The organism is Marinobacter salinisoli, assembly GCF_017301335.1.
In the GTDB taxonomy this organism is placed as follows: domain Bacteria; phylum Pseudomonadota; class Gammaproteobacteria; order Pseudomonadales; family Oleiphilaceae; genus Marinobacter; species Marinobacter salinisoli.
Genome location: NZ_CP071247.1, coordinates 356,766 through 371,828 on the forward strand (window position 1 = coordinate 356,766; position 15,063 = coordinate 371,828).

14 protein-coding genes are annotated in these 15,063 nt (G+C 59.4%); 10 read left to right on the top strand and 4 right to left on the bottom strand.

Annotated features, from left to right (window positions below):
• Position 1 precedes the first annotated feature (1 nt).
• The gene (locus LPB19_RS01665) at positions 2–649 is read left to right on the top strand and encodes a 5-formyltetrahydrofolate cyclo-ligase (protein WP_206644362.1); all 648 of its coding nucleotides are present in this window, start codon (positions 2–4) and stop codon (positions 647–649) included.
• Here the strand turns inward: LPB19_RS01665 and LPB19_RS01670 are convergent.
• Positions 619–783 (bottom strand): hypothetical protein, encoded by a 165-nt coding sequence (locus tag LPB19_RS01670; RefSeq protein WP_206644363.1) that lies wholly within the window; start codon positions 781–783, stop codon positions 619–621. The genes LPB19_RS01665 and LPB19_RS01670 overlap by 31 nt on opposite strands.
• Before the next feature lie 167 nt (positions 784–950).
• Complete coding sequence (gene ilvA / locus LPB19_RS01675; RefSeq protein WP_206644364.1) at positions 951–2,483, bottom strand: threonine ammonia-lyase, biosynthetic; 1,533 nt, start codon at positions 2,481–2,483, stop codon at positions 951–953.
• A gap of 135 nt (positions 2,484–2,618) precedes the next feature.
• Here ilvA and rpiA point away from each other — a divergent pair, with 135 nt between their 5' ends.
• The 3 genes from rpiA (at position 2,619) to ppa (ending at position 5,199) form a co-directional block, all read left to right on the top strand.
• Positions 2,619–3,296, top strand: coding sequence for a ribose-5-phosphate isomerase RpiA (rpiA, locus tag LPB19_RS01680; RefSeq protein WP_206644365.1), 678 nt, complete (start codon positions 2,619–2,621; stop codon positions 3,294–3,296).
• A 128-nt stretch (positions 3,297–3,424) separates the two neighbouring features.
• Positions 3,425–4,564 (top strand): acyl-CoA dehydrogenase family protein, encoded by a 1,140-nt coding sequence (locus LPB19_RS01685; protein ID WP_206644366.1) that lies wholly within the window; start codon positions 3,425–3,427, stop codon positions 4,562–4,564.
• A gap of 107 nt (positions 4,565–4,671) precedes the next feature.
• Positions 4,672–5,199 (top strand): inorganic diphosphatase, encoded by a 528-nt coding sequence (gene ppa, locus LPB19_RS01690; RefSeq protein ID WP_206644367.1) that lies wholly within the window; start codon positions 4,672–4,674, stop codon positions 5,197–5,199.
• 73 nt (positions 5,200–5,272) lie between these two features.
• Here ppa and LPB19_RS01695 read toward each other — a convergent pair whose 3' ends face one another.
• Positions 5,273–6,331 carry a DUF2333 family protein gene (locus tag LPB19_RS01695; RefSeq protein WP_206644368.1) on the bottom strand — a complete coding sequence of 353 codons (1,059 nt, stop codon included), beginning with the start codon at positions 6,329–6,331 and terminating at the stop codon, positions 5,273–5,275.
• An 18-nt stretch (positions 6,332–6,349) separates the two neighbouring features.
• The gene (locus LPB19_RS01700) at positions 6,350–8,338 is read right to left on the bottom strand and encodes a bifunctional diguanylate cyclase/phosphodiesterase (RefSeq protein ID WP_206644369.1); all 1,989 of its coding nucleotides are present in this window, start codon (positions 8,336–8,338) and stop codon (positions 6,350–6,352) included.
• A gap of 195 nt (positions 8,339–8,533) precedes the next feature.
• On the opposite strand from LPB19_RS01700, the gene LPB19_RS01705 reads away from it, so the two are divergent.
• The 6 genes from LPB19_RS01705 to LPB19_RS01730 all read left to right on the top strand — a co-directional run bounded on the left by LPB19_RS01705 (position 8,534) and on the right by LPB19_RS01730 (position 14,962).
• Positions 8,534–10,147 (top strand): diguanylate cyclase, encoded by a 1,614-nt coding sequence (locus LPB19_RS01705; RefSeq protein WP_206644370.1) that lies wholly within the window; start codon positions 8,534–8,536, stop codon positions 10,145–10,147.
• A 277-nt stretch (positions 10,148–10,424) separates the two neighbouring features.
• Positions 10,425–10,862, top strand: coding sequence for a type II 3-dehydroquinate dehydratase (aroQ, locus tag LPB19_RS01710; RefSeq protein ID WP_206644371.1), 438 nt, complete (start codon positions 10,425–10,427; stop codon positions 10,860–10,862).
• Between the two features lie 30 nt (positions 10,863–10,892).
• Positions 10,893–11,357: an acetyl-CoA carboxylase biotin carboxyl carrier protein gene (gene accB / locus LPB19_RS01715; protein ID WP_206644372.1), complete on the top strand. Its 465-nt coding sequence runs from the start codon at positions 10,893–10,895 to the stop codon at positions 11,355–11,357.
• A gap of 18 nt (positions 11,358–11,375) precedes the next feature.
• Positions 11,376–12,722, top strand: a complete 1,347-nt coding sequence (gene accC, locus LPB19_RS01720) for an acetyl-CoA carboxylase biotin carboxylase subunit (protein ID WP_228289172.1) — start codon at positions 11,376–11,378, stop codon at positions 12,720–12,722.
• Positions 12,723–12,752: 30 nt separating this feature from the next.
• Positions 12,753–13,649, top strand: coding sequence for a 50S ribosomal protein L11 methyltransferase (prmA, locus tag LPB19_RS01725; protein ID WP_206644373.1), 897 nt, complete (start codon positions 12,753–12,755; stop codon positions 13,647–13,649).
• 62 nt (positions 13,650–13,711) lie between these two features.
• Positions 13,712–14,962 carry a DUF3426 domain-containing protein gene (locus LPB19_RS01730; protein ID WP_206644374.1) on the top strand — a complete coding sequence of 417 codons (1,251 nt, stop codon included), beginning with the start codon at positions 13,712–13,714 and terminating at the stop codon, positions 14,960–14,962.
• Positions 14,963–15,063: the final 101 nt, after the last annotated feature.

A 15,063-nucleotide genomic window follows, 5' to 3' on the forward strand; every position in this document is an offset into this window, starting at 1 on the left:
TTTGACGCAACGCGCTACCCCCCATCCGTTTGCAGACCATCCTGACAAGTCAGAACGCGCTCAGCTCCGCAAGGTCCTGCGTCGGCAACGACGCGCGCTGAGCGCCAGCGCCCAGCGGGATGCCGCCAACAATCTGGCACTCAACCTGCTGACCCATCGGGACCTGATCCGGTCGCGACACATCGCGATTTATCTGCCGAATGATGGTGAGATAGACCCCCTCACCTTCATGCACATGGCTCGGCGGAGGAGTGTGCAGTTTTACCTCCCGGTTCTGCACCCTGTGCACGAAGGCAAACTGAGTTTCACCCGCTTTGACGAGCAAACAAGATTATTCCCGAACCGTTTTGGTATCCCGGAACCAGCGTTTCGGCCACAGGTGACACGCCCCGCCTGGACGCTTGATGCGGTTCTGTTTCCACTGGTGGGATTCGACACCGAAGGCGGGCGTCTTGGCATGGGAGGGGGGTTCTATGACCGGACCTTTGCATTCAGCCGCTTACGGCCAGCGATGGCGCCAAAGCTGATTGGATTGGCTCATGACTTTCAGCGGGTGGAACAGCTGCCGATCGAACCCTGGGACATCCCCCTGCACGGCGTGGTCACTGACCGGCACCGTTACCGGTTCAGGGGTGACTCAACACTCTGAAGCGTGACCGGTCCGAGGCCGGCCTGAGCGGTTGTGGAGTCGTCTGAAAACTCGATGGACGTGAACCCACTGATGACAAGCCCTACGGCGAAAATCAGCACGATGGCTTTGATGATGTCAGGCTTGCCGCCCATGGTGGTGCTTCCTTCAGATTGTTGTGATTGATTTTATCTGAAAAACAGTCAGCTACAGAAACTTCTCAGAATCCAATGAAAGATTAACACGTATCTTAACCTTGGCAATTTCGGACGGGTTACAGATCGGTAAGTTTCCACCGGCCTCCTGGCCCGCCCGACACCGTTCAACCGTTGCCGTTGCCCGCCCCAAGGAACAAGCGATACGCCTCATTGCTGGTCATGTTCTCGTATCGGAATCCCACCTTGTCGAGCATCGCCTCAAAGTCCTCGACCTCGTCTGCCGCAACTTGCGCACCCAGCAGAACCCGGCTGTAAGCCGCGCCATGATTGCGGTAGTGGAACATCGAGATATTCCAGCGGGTGCCCAGGGAACTCAGGAATTTCATCAATGCCCCGGGACGCTCCGGGAATTCGAACTGAAACACCTGTTCGGACCCGATGTTCGGCGCATGGCCACCCACCATGTGACGGATGTGCTGCTTGGCCAGGTCGCTGTCCGTCAGGTCGATCACGCCGTACCCTGCCTCGCGCAGATCCTGAACCAGCTCTTCCCGGCCATGGCCGCCGGCAGCAATCTGCACACCGACAAAAATCGTGGCCTCGGCACTGTCCGAATAGCGGTAGTTGAATTCGGTAATGTTGCGCTTGTGCAGAGCGTTGATGAACGTCTTGAACGCCCCCGGCTTTTCCGGGATGGTCACGGCCAGAATGGCTTCACGCTTTTCACCCACTTCGGTGCGCTCAGACACGTAGCGCAAACGATCGAAGTTCATGTTGGCGCCGCTGAGCGTGGCAATCAGGTTCTCGCCCTCAATCTGCTCACGCTCGATGTATTTCTTGATACCAGCCACACCCAGCGCGCCCGCTGGTTCGGCAATGGAGCGGGTATCTTCAAACACGTCCTTGATGGCCGCACAGATTTCGTCGGTGGACACGGTGATGACTTCGTCCACGTGCTCCTTGCACACTTCCCAGGGGTATTTACCGATCTGCTTTACCGCCACGCCGTCGGCAAAAATACCGACTTCGTCGAGCACCACCCGCTCCCCGGCTTTCAATGCCGCCTGCAGGCAATTGGAATCCTCCGGTTCGACACCGATTACCTTTACCTCCGGCCGCAGATATTTGATGTAGGCGGCCATGCCCGCAATCAAGCCACCACCGCCCACGCAGATAAAGATGGCGTGAATCGGTTTGCTGAACTGCCACATGATCTCCATGGCCACCGTACCCTGACCGGCAATGACATCCGGATCGTCGTAGGGCGGGATGTAGGTGTAACCATGCTTTTGCAGAAGTTCCTGGGCGTGGGCCGCCGCCTCATCGAAAGCGTCACCCTTGAGCACCACCTTGGCACCGTGGTCCCGCACCGAGCGCACTTTGATCTCGGGCGTGGTCTGCGGCATCACAATCACTGCTTTGATGCCCAGTTTCTTGGCCGCCAGCGCCACACCCTGGGCGTGGTTACCGGCCGAGGCACAGATCACACCGCGCGCTTTCTGCTCTTCCGACAGATGGGCAATCCGGTTGTACGCGCCGCGAATCTTGAAGGAAAACACCGGCTGGAGGTCTTCGCGCTTCAGAAAGATATTGTTGGCAAAGCGCTTGGACAGACTGCGAGCTTCCGTCAGGGGCGTCTCGTTGGCGACATCGTAAACCCGCGCATCGAGAATTTTTTTGATATAGCGTTGCGGCATAGCGGTTCCGGTTGAACGTAAGTGATTGTAAAAAGCGACAGTGTAGAAAGTTTGCACCGCAGCCGTCTATAAGCTGCCGCCTCCGAACGGCTATAATGACGCCAAACTCACACTGAATTGCCTCCGGAGTTCAAAATGACCCAGGACGAACTGAAACAAGCCGTGGCCAAAGCCGCCGTGGATTACATCGCCCCCAAGCTGGATAGCGACAGCATTATCGGCGTGGGCACCGGAAGCACCGCAAACTTTTTTATCGACCTGCTGGCGGACCACAAGACCGAGTTTGATGGTGCCGTTGCCAGTTCAGAAGCCACCGCTGAGCGCCTGAAAAGCCACGGCATTCCGGTTTATGACCTGAACAGCGCCAGTTCCCTGGAGTTCTACATCGACGGCGCCGACGAAGCCAACGAACGACTGGAACTGATCAAGGGTGGTGGTGCGGCGCTGACCCGGGAAAAAATTGTGGCCGCCGTCGCCAAGACCTTCATCTGCATTGCCGACGAATCCAAGATGGTCGGCATCCTCGGCGACTTCCCTCTACCCGTGGAAGTGATTCCCATGGCCCGGAGCCATGTCGGCCGTGAAATCGTCAAGCTCGGCGGGGATCCGGTCTACCGGGAAGGAGTCGTAACCGATAACGGCAACATCATCATCGATGTGCACAACATGGACTTGTCCCGTCCCATCGACATGGAAAACAAGATCAACAACGTCGTTGGCGTTGTCACCAACGGCTTGTTCGCCCGCCGTCCAGCGGATGTGCTGCTGCTGGGCACCGCTGACGGCGTCAAAACGATGACCGCTGCGGACTGACTGCCAGCCACCGAAGAACCGGCCTGAGCGCCGGTTTTTCTGGCCCAAAACACCAAACCAAGCGCTTGCTCGGTGAATTTATTTGCGCAACACTGCCGACATACCTTCAAGAACGAGGGACCGTCACCGTGACCGAGTACTTTACCGATTTCCACACGCAAGCTCGCTTGAGCACCCGAAAGTTCATCAATGCCCACGTTCTGCCCCACATTGATGACTGGGAAGAGGCTGGCGAATTCCCGCGGGCTCTGTACCAGCAAGCCGGCGATGCCGGACTCCTCGGCGTCGGCTACCCTGAGGCACTCGGTGGCAACGGCGAAGGGGACCTGTTCCTGCGAGTCGCAGTATCCGAAGAACTGATGCGGTCCACCTCCGGTGGCCTGGTGGCCAGCCTGGGATCGCTCGATATTGCCCTGCCCCCAGTCGTGAAGTGGGCTCAACCTCACATCCGTGAGCAGGTCGTGCCAGCGGTTCTGACGGGTGAAAAAATTGCCGCGCTGGCCATTACCGAACCGGGCGGCGGGTCGGATGTCGCCAACCTGAAAACCCGGGCTGTCAGAGACGGTGAACACTACGTGGTCAACGGCAGCAAAACGTTCATCACCAGCGGCCACCGGGCCGACCATTACGTCGTTGCCGTTCGCACGGGTGGTGAAGGCCACGCCGGCATCAGCCTGCTGCTCATGGACCGGGACACGCCCGGGTTTGCCACCGGAAAAAAACTGCGCAAGATGGGCTGGTGGGCCAGCGACACCGCGGAGCTGTTCTTCGAGGACTGCCGGGTGCCGGCGGATCGACTGATCGGCGCCGAAAATGCCGGGTTTATCGCCATTATGAGTAACTTTCTTGCCGAACGCCTGAGCCTGTCTGTGATGGCCTACATGACGGCACAACTGGCCTACGAAGCCGCCGCAGATTACGCGCGCCAGCGTCAGGCCTTTGGCCGGAGCCTGAGCGGGTTCCAGGTCACCCGTCACAAGCTGGTGGACATGGCAACCCAGATCGATATCGCGCGGGAATACACCTACCGGTGCGCGGCCCTGATGCAGGCCGGCAAGAACCCGATAACCCAGGTCGCCATGGCGAAGAACTTTGCGGTCGGGGTTTGTGAGCAGGTAACTCGCGAGGCGGTTCAGATCTTCGGCGGCATGGGCTTCATGCGTGAATCGGTGGTCGAGCGTCTGTACCGCGATGCCAAGATCCTGTCGATTGGTGGTGGCACCACCGAAATCATGAAGGAGCTGATCGCCAAACAACTGAAGCTGTAGGGCAACCGGGAACGGTTTGGTTTCGAACTTCCTGATACTGCCGTATAATTATCGGCCTCTTTTTACCGCAGTGTCATTCAAGACTCACACGTCAGGAAGGATCAACTATGCAATTCGCAAACATCCCCGCAGGCAAGAACCCGCCTGAAGATATCTACGTTGCCATTGAAATTCCGGCCAACAGCTCGCCGGTCAAGTACGAGCTGGACAAGGACATGGGCGCCCTGCTGGTCGACCGTTTCATGGCTACCCCGATGTTCTACCCGGCCAACTACGGCTTCATCCCGCACACCCTGGCTGACGACGGCGATCCTCTGGACGTGCTCGTTGTTACCCCTTACCCGGTACAGGCCGGCTCCGTGATCCGCTGCCGTCCGGTCGGCGTGCTGAATATGGAAGACGAAGCCGGTGGTGACGCCAAGCTGGTTGCGGTTCCCCACGACAAGCTGACCACGACCTACCACGACATTCAGGAGATCGACGATCTGCCGGAACTGCTGCGTAACCAGATCCGCCACTTCTTCGAAAACTACAAGACCCTGGAGCCGGGCAAGTGGGTCAAGGTGCAGGGCTGGGACAACGCGGCCGCTGCCAAGAAAGCCATCGAGGACGCGATTAACGCCTACAACGGCTGATTCGCTAACCTCGCAGGCATAAAAAAAACCGGGCATTTGCCCGGTTTTTTTTATGCCATGTCACGGCTTCCCATCAGCCCCGGGACAACAAATCCCGCATGTCGCTGATCGCCGCATTGGCGCGAGACAGATACGCGGCCATGGTCAGGGAGTGGTTGGCGAGCACCCCGAATCCGCTCCCGTTCAGTACGACCGGGCTCCACATGGAACTGTTCGCGCCTTCCAACTCGATGATGACCTGCTTGACGCTGGCCATGGCATTCTTGTCTCGCAGGACCTTACGGAAATCCACCTCGACGGCACGGAAGATGTGCAGTAGCGCCCAGGCGCTGCCTCGCGCTTCGTAGAACACATCGTCAATTTCAGTCCAGGGGGTTTTCACTGACAGACCGCCCACTTCCTCATCAAGCGGATTCTCGTCGGAGACATTGGATACTGCATCCGATACCGATGCTTTGCCGATACTCTCACCCAGAGTACGAGACAGACTGCCCAGCCGGGTTTCCAGGTCCGCCAGCCAGTTACTCAGGTTATCGGCCCGGGCGAAGAACTGGGCATCGGCCTGCTCTGGGTCGGAAAGCCGGTTCAGGTAGCGCTTGAGCGCCCGGATACCCCGGCGATACTCGGCTTCGGTGGAGGGAATGGCCCAGCTACCTGCGTTAAAGTGGAACTGGGGCTCGGCAATGCTCAGGTCGCGATCCTCAGCGGACTGACTCTGAGACCGGCTGATGTCCTTGCGCATGGCGCGCGAGAAATCGCGCAACTGCACCAGAGCGCCATATTCCCAGTTCGGCATGTTGTCGAGCCACAGCCCGGGCGGGAAGATATCGTTGTAAATGTAACCACCCGGCTTCTCCAGCAGCGTTTCGGCAATCCGGATCATGGTGGCGGTGGTGGCAAAACCGGTGATCGGTTCACGCTCCATCTGGCTGGCCAGGGTCCGGGTGTGCTCGCGCACCGAGAAAGTATCCGGTTCGCTGCTCCAGAACATCCCCAGAACAATGGTCACCAGCAGATAAATGGCCAGGACAATCAGGACAAATTTGCCAAACACGCCCCCGCGCGCAGCACCGGCGTAATCCTGCACATCGTCTTTCTTGTCCCTGAAATACTGACTGATTTTGCCTGGCATAGAATACGAATCCCCTATCTATTGATTGTCGGCAGCGTACGGCCGCCCAAGATGGTAACCCATGGCCCCATCGATACCCAGTTCGCAGAGTACCGAGTATTCGGCAGCGGTTTCCACACCGGTGGCAAACACCTTCACCCCGCGACTATGGGCAATGGACAGAACCGACTCCACATAGAAGCGATTATCATCGTGGGTATCGATATCGTGAACGAAGGTATTGTCGATACGCAACGCCTGAACGGTCAGATTCCGGAGATAACTGAACGGCACACCGCCGACGCCGAATCGATCCACCAGCACCGGCACGCCCAGCCGAACCAGCGCCTTGACCAGAATGCCTGCCTCCTTCCTGTGATGATGAATGGTGTGTTCTGAAATGCCCACCCAGAGGTTAATGCGTTCGTCACCACAGGCCGCCAGCATGGTCAGCATATCGTCACGAAACGCCTCGCTCGCCACAGACGCACCGCCCAGGGAAATTGCCAGGGCCCGCGTCGGTTCACGCCGCAAACGCGCCAGCACTTTCCGGATCACCTGTCGGTCGATGTCACCAATCAGGCCGAAACGTTCGGCCAGCGGCACAAAGGCACTGGCCTTCAACGCCACCTCGGGACCATCCAGACGCGAGAACACCTGGTGATATATCGGTTCCGGGTGATGCTCGCTGACCATTGGCTGCATCCAGATCGCCAGACTCTGGTCACGGATGGCCTGGGCAATAATCGCCCGCCAGGTCTCCAGATTGTGGTGGCCTTCGCTATCCGGCTCGGACAGCACGCAGCAGGTACCACCCCGCTCCTGAGCGGAGCGCAGCGCTTCATCCGCCGAGGCGAACAGCTCCCTGATACCGCGCCCCGCCCCGGTGGGCGCTATCCCGGCATGAACCGCCACGGCCAGGGGCGACGCCAGATCCGCGTACAGCCCGTCCAGTCGCTGCAGCAGCTCGTCACACCAGATTTTGGCATCGGCCGGCTGCGCGCCCGGGATGAACAGGGAGAACTCGGCACCGTTACGGCGACCGGCAAACGTGCCGGCATGGCTCGTGACAAAGGCACCGATGGACTTGGCCATGGATGACAGCAGCCGGTTGGCTTCGTTGCGGCCAAACGACTGATTGTACTCCGCGAAATGCGCAAACTTGATCAGAACGAGCACGCCCGGGGCCGCCCTTTCTTCCGATTCCACTTCCGTCTTGAGGCGTTGATCAAAAGCCCGCTGGCTGGCCAGGCCGGTGATGGGGTCCTCATTGTTAACCCGCCGCAAGTGGGCGATCAGCTTGCCCTGGCCATCAAACAGCCGCCCCAGATCATCCGCCATCTGGTTCATGGCGGCAGTGACCTGGTTGAGTTCCCGGGTCGATTGCGTGGTCACACGCTTGCGGAAATCCCGCTGCCCGAGCGCCCTTGCCTGCTGCTCCAGCGCCCGCAGGGGCATGAGTGTCCGGGTCAGTAACAGGAACAGCACGAACAGACCAAGACCGCCAATCACCAGCGTGCCGACGACCAGGCCAAGGGTGATGCGCCATAAATCCTGGTAAGCGCGCTTCGGATTGCTGACTACCTCGACGGTTCCCAGGCGGTTCCAGCCCTGCACCACCTCGGCCTCGCCGGCCGTCAGATCGAGATCCGCCAGCGACCGGAACCAGCCGGGTGTTGGCAACTCAGACGTGGGCATGGTCCGACCGGCAATTTCTTCCCCGTTCAGATCCAGGTAACGCACCGACAGGTACCGGCCGCTGTCGAACACCGCATCAATCAGCGATGCCGACGCGACCGGATCACGCCCATCAATGGCATTGGACAGGGAGAGGCCGACCGCGGTGGCACCGTCCTGGGCATGGCCGGCCAGCTGTTCTGACACATAGGTACGGAAATAGCCAAAACTGGTCACAAAGCCAGCGGCAAGAACCAGCAACAACAGCGTGCCAGTGAACAACAGCAGAATCGAGCGCAGGGACGCCGCGCCCCGCTGCGTGGGATGAATGCGTGCCCGGTTCCCGATCATTCATGAATACTCCGGCTGATCACGCGCCAACCGACAGGCAATTTGTGACTTGCGCCGGGCAATTGACAAAGATTTACATAGAACAACCTGCGCCGACATTAGTAAACACTATAGACTCTGGAAAAGGACTGACGGGGAAAATTGTCCGGACTGGAGTGGACAGGGATTAATAAAAAAGAAATAGGCCGGAACACAATGAACGACGAGAGCCAGAAAGAGAAACTCAGGCAGCATTTCGCGCGACGTGTGACAACCCAGGCACGGGTTGTTCTGGATACCTGGCAAAAGATTCACTCGGACCTCAAATCCTCCCACGCCCATCGGGCCGACTTCGCCGCAGCCACGGACAAACTGGTGCGTTACGCCCAGCGCTTCGAAATGGCCAGCCATGCCGACGCTGGCACCCGAATTCTTGACCTGATCCAGAGCTGGCCCGCAGACACCCCCCTGGATGACACGCTGAGCCAGCAGCTGCTCGACGCCATCGAAAATCTGTCCCGCAGCACTCTGAGGCGCACCGACCAGAACACCACCCAGCCTCCGAGGCAGTTTCGCCGTACCCCCGTCTACATTGCCCTGGCTAACGAAGAACTCTCCAACCGGCTGGTTCGCCAACTGGAATTCTTTGGATTCCGGGCGGCCGCCTTCACCGACGCCGAGGAACTGATTGAGGCCTGCGGGCTGCACAAGCCGGAGACCATCCTGATGGACGTGGGCTTTGGCGGCGAAACCAACGCCGGTATCGGCACCATCGAGCACCTTCAGGAACGCCACGAAACCCCGATCCCGGTGATCTTTGTCAGCGACGAGGACGGCACCATTGAAACCCGCCTGCGCGCGTCCCGCTGTGGCGGCGAGGAATTTTTCTATCCGGCGGTGGACCCGGGCCAGCTGATCGAAAAGATCGAAACCTACACCTACGGCAACACGGTGGAGCCCTACCGGGTGCTGGTGCTGGACGACTCCCGGGCCCAGGCCAAATACATGGAGACAGTCCTGACCAAGGCCGGCATGAAGCCCCACGTCATTACCGACCCCATGCAGATCATCCATGCCCTGGACGAATTCTCCCCGGAGATCATCATCCTGGATATGTATATGCCCGGCTGCACCGGCATGGAAATCGCCCGGGTCATCCGCCAGCAGGACCGACTCCACAGCGTGCCGATCATTTACCTGTCGGCCGAAGACGACGTCAGCAAGCAGCTGCACGCCATGAGTCTGGGCGGGGATGACTTCCTGACCAAGCCCATCGACCCCAAGCACCTGATCGCGACAATCCATAACCGGGGCCGACGGGCACGGTCATTGCTGGCCCTGATGATCCGTGACAGCCTGACCGGCCTGTACAACCACACCCATACCCTGCAGCTGCTGGATCAGGAGATCACCCGGGCGCGACAGAAAGGACAGTCCCTGTGTTTTGCCATGCTCGACATTGATTACTTCAAGAAAATCAACGATACCTTCGGGCACCCGATCGGTGACCGGGTCCTGCGCAGCCTATCCATGTTCCTCAAGCAACGCCTGCGCAAAACCGACCACATCGGCCGTTACGGCGGTGAAGAGTTTGCCATCATCCTGCCGGACACCCGGCCCAGCGATGCCCGCAACATCCTCAACGAAATCCGCGAGCGTTTTGCCGACCTTCACCAGCCGGCGGGAGATCGGGAATTCAATGTCACCTTCAGCTGCGGCATAGCCCAATGGCAGGACGACAGCTCGCAGTCCCTGTGCGAACGCGCTGACAGAGCCCTGTACGCGTCCAAGGATCAGGGCCGGAACTGCGTCACCCTCGCCGACGCCTGAACCTCGGTTATCCAGCCGGGCGCGCCCTGCAGTGCCCGGCTTCCCTTCTGTTATCGAACCAACGTCGTATGGCACCCGGGACAGCACTTGCCGACAATAGCGACCGGTAGCGACAGCTTCGTCCACAGCCGGTAGCTGGGTCGCAGCCTGACTACGACCAATTGCCCATCGGCAAATTGTTAAAAAGTATTGATCTGAGCCGATTAAGTGCTCACCATTACAGGAAAATGTCGTGAATTTCGGCGATCCTGTAAAACTCACTAAGGCTTTTCCCAGCATGTCGACTATTCTTGTACTCCATGGCCCTAATCTGAACACGCTCGGCACCCGCGAGCCGGAGGTTTACGGACATGAGACCCTGGAAGACATCGATAACCGCCTGCGGCAAACCGCCTCAGAGCAGGGGCACCACCTGCTGCACCTGCAATCCAACGCCGAATACGAATTGATTGACCGGATTCATGAAGCCCGCACGGAAGGGGTGGATTACATCATTATCAATCCGGCCGCGTTCACCCACACCAGCGTCGCCCTGCGCGATGCCTTGCTGGCGTCCGGCATCCCGTTCATCGAAGTACATCTTTCCAATGTTCATGCCCGGGAAGCTTTTCGCCACCACTCGTATTTTTCAGATATCGCCACCGGCGTTATCTGTGGACTGGGCAGCCACGGTTACGACCTGGCCTTGCAGGCAGCCCTGAAACGACTTCACTGATACAACAGAAATAACGGGACTGAATAAACCATGGATATTCGCAAGATCAAAAAACTGATGGAGCTGCTCGAAGAGTCCGATGTCGAGGAGCTCGAGATTCATGAGGGCGACGACTCGGTCCGCATCTCCCGGCGCCGCGAACAGCCCGCGGGCACTCAGTACGTCAGCCATTACTCTGCACCGGCGCCCCAGTCTGCGCCGGCGCCGGACGCAGCGGCACCAGGGTCCAGACAGGACGACCCGACACCCGAGGCCCCCAGCGGCCACAGTGTGAAATCACCGATGGTTGGCACCTTCTACCGCGCGCCGTCGCCCACCGCCAAGGCGTTTGTTGAGGTTGGCCAGTCGGTCAAAGCCGGCGAGGTCATCTGCATTGTGGAAGCGATGAAGATGATGAACCAGATTGAAGCCGACAAGAGCGGCACCATCACCGACATCCTGGTCGAGAATGGCCAGCCGGTTGAATACGACCAACCACTGGTTGTCATTTCCTGAACTCGGTAAACGTTTCCCATGGCTATGCTAGAAAAAGTTCTGATCGCCAACCGGGGTGAAATTGCCCTGCGTATTCTGCGAGCCTGCAAGGAGCTGGGCATCAAGACGGTCGCCGTGCACTCACAGGTTGACCGGGATCTGATGCACGTCCGGCTTGCGGACGAATCCGTGTGCATCGGGCCCAACAACCCGCTGGAAAGCTACCTGAATATTCCGTCCATTATCAGCGCGGCGGAGGTGACCGATTCTGTCGGCATCCACCCCGGCTACGGCTTCCTGGCCGAAAACGCCGACTTCGCCGAACAGGTAGAAAAGAGCGGATTCCGCTTTATCGGCCCGAGGGCCGAAACCATCCGCCTGATGGGCAACAAGGTCTCGGCCATCAACGCGATGATCAAGGCCGGCGTACCCACCGTACCCGGCTCCGACGGCCCGATCACCGACGACAACGAACGCACCCTTCGTATCGCCCGGGAGATCGGCTATCCGGTCATGATCAAGGCCGCCTCTGGCGGTGGCGGACGCGGGATGCAGGTGGTGCATTCCGAGGCGGCCCTGCTCAAGTCCATCCAGATCACCCAGAGCGAGGCGCGCAACGCTTTCGGCGACCCCACCGTCTATCTGGAAAAATTCCTGGAGCAGCCACGCCATGTAGAAGTTCAGGTGCTGGCCGACATGCACGGCAACTGCATCCATCTGGGCGACCGTGACTGCTCCATGCAGCGCCGCAACCAGAAGGTGATCGAGGAGGCGCCGGCCCCCAACATCAACCAGGAATCGCGAGCCAGAACGCTCCAGGCATGCGTCGATGCCTGCAAAGAGATTGGTTACGTGGGTGCCGGCACGTTCGAATTCCTGTACCAGGACGGTGAGTTCTACTTCATTGAGATGAACACCCGGGTTCAGGTTGAGCACCCGGTGTCCGAGATGGTGACTGGCGTGGATATCGTGCGCGAACAACTGCGCATCGCCAGCGGCCTGCCGCTGCAATACACCCAGGACGACATCCGTATCTCAGGGCACGCAATGGAATGCCGGATCAACGCGGAAGATCCGAAAACCTTCGTGCCCAGCCCGGGCAAGGTCAAGCATTACCATGCCCCCGGTGGTTACGGGGTTCGGGTGGACTCGCACCTGTACAGCGGCTACACCGTGCCTCCCTATTACGACTCCCTGATTGCCAAACTCATCACCTGGGGCGATGACCGGGAGATCGCTCGTCGGCGCATGAAAAATGCTCTGGATGAGCTCGTGGTGGAAGGCATCAAGACCAACCAGGCACTGCACCGCAGATTAGTGCGCGATGGCGGCTTCAAAAGGGTAGACTTTACGATCCACCACCTCGAAAAACTGATGCGGGAATAATCGCCCGCATCCGCGACCGAAGGATCGTATATGCCCTGGATACAACTGAAGATCCCTGCTGGCCCCGAAGAAGCGGACCAGCTTGAGGATCTGCTCATGGAGATGGGCGCTGATGCCGTCTCCATGGAAGATGCCGCCGACCAGCCGCTGTACGAGCCCGATCCGGGCACGACCCCATTGTGGAGCCAGACGGTAGTCACCGGCCTGTTCCAGGCCGGTCAGGATATCGACCAGCTCTGCGCGGACATTCGTGATGCCTGGCATCAGTCGACGCAGCAAACACTCGCTGACATTGAAGTCAGCCTGGTCAAGGATCAGGACTGGGAACGGGCCTGGATGGACGATTTCCACCCGCTGCAATTTGGTCAGCGGCTCTGGATCGTCCCCAGCTGGCACCAGGCTCCGGACCCGGACGCGGCCAACCTGATGCTGGACCCCGGCCTGGCCTTCGGCACCGGCACCCACCCCACCACCGCGCTCTGCCTGGAGTGGCTGGATGGCCAGGATGTCACCGGCAAGCAGGTTACCGACTATGGTTGCGGCTCCGGCATCCTGGGGCTCGCCGCACTGCTGCTGGGCGCCGAGCATGTGATCGGCGTGGATACCGATCCCCAGGCCCTCGAAGCCAGCCGTGACAATGCACGCCGTAACAACGTCGCCGATGACCGGCTCGATCTCTACTTACCCGAGAACGAACCGGACACCCAGGCCGACCTGATGCTGGCCAACATCCTGGCCCAGCCGCTGATTGGCCTTGCCCCGCACCTGGCGAAGCTCACCAAGCCCGGAGGCCAACTGGTCCTGTCGGGTATTCTGTCCAATCAGGCCCGGGAGGTGATGGCCGCTTACGAGCCCTGGTTCATCATGGACGAACCCGAACAACGCGAAGAATGGATACGCCTCACAGGACGCCGCCTCGACGGATGACGCTAGGCGCCAGAACCACTAAACTGCCAAGTATGTAGCTAAGTGCCTTTCAGGATGGAAGAATGAGCCAAAGCAGTTTGCAAACCCAATGCCCCAAATGCGAGACCCGCTTCCGGGTAACCGACGAACAGCTGAGTGTCGCCAGGGGTAAGGTTCGTTGCGGTAACTGCATGTCCATTTTCAACGCCATCGAGCATCAGGTGATGCCGAGTCATGCGGCGCCAAAGGCCCCGGCAGAAACCGAAAGCGCCGAAAATCCCGCCAGGTTCTCATCCGAGGAAGAGTTTGTCTTTGCGGACAACCCCGACGAGGATGCCTCCGAAGGCCACTACACGGGCCGCTCGCAGACGTTTTCCGAAGACGAGTTGAGCGACAGCTTCCTGAGCATCGACCAGCCCTCCAGCAGCACGTTCAAAGACGCTGACGTCGATGAACCCAACCAGAACATTGATGAAAGCTGGGCGGAAGCCATGCTCGATGAGATCGGCGATTCCGAACCCGCGCCCCCGACGAAGCCGGCAACAGCAGCCCCCAAGGCCGAGCCCCGCGCTCCCACAGAACCCACGCCGAGGCAAAGCGCGCCGGAGCCGCGAACAACAGGTACATCGAGTCAGACGTCCTCGCAGCAGGCACCCTCACAGCAGGCACCAAAGGAGCGGCCTTCACCGGTTGGCACACCACCGACAGAAACCTCCTTCGAGCTGGCGGACGACACCCCCGCCTTTCGCGCTACCGGCCAGGAAGACCGCGTGGGAGAACCCATGTCTGCCTCCGTGCCCTTCGGAGACCTGCGGCGCGACCCCGTTTCCGTACCCCGCAACGGCGGCGGCCGGTTGCGGACCTTCTTCTGGAGCCTGGTGGTGCTGGCGCTGATCGGCGTTCTGGTCGCCCAGGTCACCTGGTTCCAGTTTGATCGGCTGTCGGCCATCCCCGAACTTCGGCCATTCTACGAAAAGGGCTGTGAACTGGCGGGCTGCGAACTCAAGCCACTGGTGAATGTGGCCGCAATCCAGAGCCGGAAGCTGGTGGTCAAGACCAATCCGGAAAACCGGAGCCAGTTGCTGGTGGATGCCGTCATCATCAACCGGGCCAACTTCGAGCAACCGTTCCCGGCCATTGCCCTCACCTTCTCGAACCTCAATGGTGACGTGGTGGCACAGAGCATTTTCACTCCCGGAGAGTACCTTGCCGGCGAAGGCCAGGCGCTCGAAGCCATGCCGACCAACACCCCGGTTCGTATTGCCATAAACATCCGGGACCCGGGCAAAGACGCCGTCAACTACAACATCAACTTCCGCCCCTATACACCCTGAGGGGCTAGCAACTATTCACTCGCAAGTAAATACTGACCACCGCCCAGAAGAACAAAAGTCAACCAAAAAGCACGAAAAATAATCACCTTTTTCACCGTCAA